Source organism: Arthrobacter celericrescens (assembly GCF_003614925.1).
In the GTDB taxonomy this organism is placed as follows: domain Bacteria; phylum Actinomycetota; class Actinomycetes; order Actinomycetales; family Micrococcaceae; genus Arthrobacter; species Arthrobacter celericrescens.
In genome coordinates, this window is sequence record NZ_QYLP01000057.1 from 1 (window position 1) to 3,207 (window position 3,207).

A 3,207-nucleotide genomic window follows, 5' to 3' on the forward strand; every position below is an offset into this window, starting at 1 on the left:
ACCACCCGGTGCCGCCGGCCGGAAACCCCAGTTCCCTGTCCCGCCGCCGATGGCACGCCATCCGGGCGGGGCGGGGAACTTGGCCATTTTCCGAACCGACGTTGAAGGTAGACGTGACCACCAACTCCCTGACCACTTCCCAGGGCGCCGGGCGCACGGGGGACAAGGTCTTCTCCGGAGCCGCCATGACCGCGGGATGCCTCATCCTCGCCGTCCTGTTCGGCGTCGCACTCTTCCTGGTTGTCCAGGCCCTCCCCGCCTTCGTGGCCCCGGCTGCCGACATCCAGGGCGGCGAGGGCTTCGCCGCCTACATCTGGCCGATCGTCCTGGGCACGCTCATCGCAGCGCTGATCGCCCTCGTCATCGCCACCCCCGTGGCGATCGGCGTGGCGCTGTTCATCTCCCACTACGCCCCGCGCCGCCTCGCTTCCGGCCTGGGCTACGTGATCGACCTCCTCGCCGCCATCCCATCCGTGGTGTACGGCGCCTGGGGTGCCGCTTTCCTGGCCAAGGAAATCGCCCCCGGCTACGACTGGCTGGCCAACAACCTGGGCTGGCTGCCGATCTTCCAGGGTCCAGCCTCCGCCACCGGCAAGACCATCCTGACCGCAGGCATCGTCCTGTCCGTCATGGTGCTGCCGATCATCACCTCCCTGAGCCGCGAAATCTTCCTGCAGACCCCCAAGCTGCACGAGGAAGCCGCGCTTGCCCTTGGAGCCACCCGCTGGGAAATGATCAAGATGGCGGTGCTGCCGTTCGGCCGCCCGGGCATCATCAGCGCCGTCATGCTGGGCCTGGGCCGCGCCCTCGGCGAAACCATGGCCGTGGCACTGGTGCTCTCCTCCGGCGTGCTGACGGCCAGCCTCATCCAGAGCGGCAACCAGACCATCGCCGCGGAGATCGCCCTGAACTTCCCCGAAGCCAGCGGCCTGAAGGTCAACACCCTGATCGCCGCCGGCCTGGTGCTGTTCGTTATCACCCTGGCCGTGAACATGGTGGCGCGCTGGATCATCACCAAGCACAAAGAATTCTCGGGAGCGAACTAAATGACACTCACAGCCCCCGTAACCCGCAAGCGCTCCGCCCTGACCAAAGGCCAGTTGCCTTCGTACGCGCCCTACGTGGTCCTCGCCGCCGCCCTCGTGCTCGGTGCGGCCATCCTCGCCCTGATCGGCTTCAACGTCTTCGGCTGGGGCATCGTTTCCGCGATCCTCTTCGCCCTGGGCCTCGTTGCCTGGAGCGGCATTGTCGAAGGCGCCCGCAAGGCCAAGGACAAGCTGGCCACCTGCCTGGTGGTCGGGGCGTTCCTTGTCGCCCTGCTCCCGCTCGTCTCGGTGATCTGGACCGTGCTGGTCAACGGCATCCCCGGCATCATCACCCCTGGCTTCCTCGGCACGTCCATGAACGGCGTCACCGGAACCTTCGACAATAAGAGCGTCGAAGAGGGCACCAGGGTGCTCGGCGGTGTCTACCATGCGCTCCTCGGTACCGTGCAGATCACCCTGCTCGCCACCGTGATCTCCGTGCCTGTGGGCCTGCTCACCGCGATCTACCTGGTGGAATACGGCAACGACCGCCCGCTGGCCCGTGCCATCACCTTCTTCGTGGACGTCATGACCGGCATCCCCTCGATCGTGGCCGGCCTTTTCGCCGCGGCGTTCTTCTTCGCGCTTGTGGGTCCGGGCACCAAGACCGGTGCCGTCGCCGCCGTCGCCCTTTCGGTGCTGATGATCCCGGTGGTGGTCCGCTCCAGCGAGGAAATGCTCAAGATCGTCCCGAACGAACTGCGCGAGGCCTCCTACGCGCTGGGCGTGCGGAAGTGGCGGACCATCCTGAAGGTGGTCATCCCGACGGCGATCTCCGGCATCGCGTCCGGCGTCACCCTCGCGATCGCCCGCGTGATCGGCGAAACCGCACCGATCCTGGTCACCGCCGGTTTCGCCACCACCATCAACAACAACGTCTTCGGCGGCTGGATGGCCTCGCTGCCCACGTTCATCTACACGCAGATCCTCAACCCGACCTCGCCGTCCAACCCCGGTCCCTCGGACCAGCGGGCCTGGGGCGCGGCCCTGGTGCTGATCATCCTGGTGATGCTGCTGAACCTCGCAGCCCGCTTGATCGCACGGATCTTCGCCCCCAAGGCCGGCCGCTAGTGCCGAGCCTCAACATTCTTCCCACCACAGCATTGAAGGAACACCATGTCTAAGCGGATCGACGTCAAGGACCTGAACGTCTACTACGGCAATTTCCTGGCCGTCGAAGGCGTCAACATCAACATCGAGGCCAAGTCGGTCACCGCCTTCATCGGTCCGTCCGGCTGCGGAAAGTCCACCTTCCTGCGCACCCTGAACCGCATGCACGAGGTCCTCCCGGGTGCCCGCGTGGAGGGCGAGGTGCTCCTCGACGGCGACAACCTCTACGGCCCCGGCGTGGACCCGGTGACCGTGCGCACCCAGGTGGGCATGGTCTTCCAGCGGCCCAACCCGTTCCCCACGATGTCCATCCGGGACAACGTGCTGGCCGGCGTGAAGCTGAACAACAAGAGGATCTCCAAGGGCGAAGCCGATGCCCTGGTGGAGAAGTCACTGCGCGGCGCCAACCTCTGGAACGAGGTCAAGGACCGCCTGGAGAAGCCCGGTTCTGGCCTGTCCGGCGGGCAGCAGCAGCGCCTGTGCATCGCCCGCGCCATCGCCGTGGAACCCCAGGTCATCCTCATGGACGAGCCCTGCTCCGCCCTGGACCCCATCTCCACCCTGGCCGTCGAGGACCTCATCAACGAGCTCAAGGACCAGTACACCGTGGTGATCGTGACCCACAACATGCAGCAGGCCGCCCGCGTCTCGGACAAGACGGCGTTCTTCAACATCGCCGGCACCGGCAAGCCGGGCAAGCTGATCGAGTTCGCGGACACCACCACGATCTTCAACAACCCGGCCCAGAAGGCCACCGAGGACTACGTCTCCGGCCGCTTCGGATAACACCTTCCCATCGATTGCTGCGTAGACGTCGTTCTGGTCCCTGATAACGACATCTGCTCAGCAGTCGATGGTCCCCAGCCGCACCCCAGGCTCGCTTCGTCCCCACCGGCTCCCAATCCCCGCTTCGCTCGTTTTGGGTCCCTCGCCGGTGTGGGCCACTCGCCCGGGGACCCCTGCGGCTGGGGCCCCTTAAAGCCCGACGGCGGGCGGCACCTTGGGGGTGCCG

3 protein-coding genes are annotated in these 3,207 nt (G+C 66.4%); all 3 read left to right on the forward strand.

The window, feature by feature from the left end; translation table 11 throughout:
- The first annotated feature begins 113 nt into the window (after positions 1 to 113).
- The 3 genes from pstC to pstB are packed head-to-tail and all read left to right on the forward strand — an operon-like array spanning position 114 to position 2,981.
- Positions 114 to 1,046, forward strand: a complete 933-nt coding sequence (gene pstC, locus D3654_RS11885) for a phosphate ABC transporter permease subunit PstC (protein WP_120521711.1) — start codon at positions 114 to 116, stop codon at positions 1,044 to 1,046.
- The gene (pstA, locus tag D3654_RS11890; protein ID WP_120521712.1) at positions 1,047 to 2,156 is read left to right on the forward strand and encodes a phosphate ABC transporter permease PstA; all 1,110 of its coding nucleotides are present in this window, start codon (positions 1,047 to 1,049) and stop codon (positions 2,154 to 2,156) included. It begins immediately after the preceding gene.
- Positions 2,157 to 2,201: 45 nt separating this feature from the next.
- Entirely contained in the window at positions 2,202 to 2,981 is a 780-nt protein-coding gene (pstB, locus tag D3654_RS11895; RefSeq protein ID WP_120521713.1) for a phosphate ABC transporter ATP-binding protein PstB, read from the forward strand.
- Positions 2,982 to 3,207: the final 226 nt, after the last annotated feature.

Excerpts from the sequence above, each read along its gene's own strand:
- pstA (WP_120521712.1), top strand. The coding sequence starts at position 1,047 with ATGACACTCACAGCCCCCGTAACCCGCAAGCGCTCCGCCCTGACCAAA.
- pstB (WP_120521713.1), top strand. The coding sequence starts at position 2,202 with ATGTCTAAGCGGATCGACGTCAAGGACCTGAACGTCTACTACGGCAAT.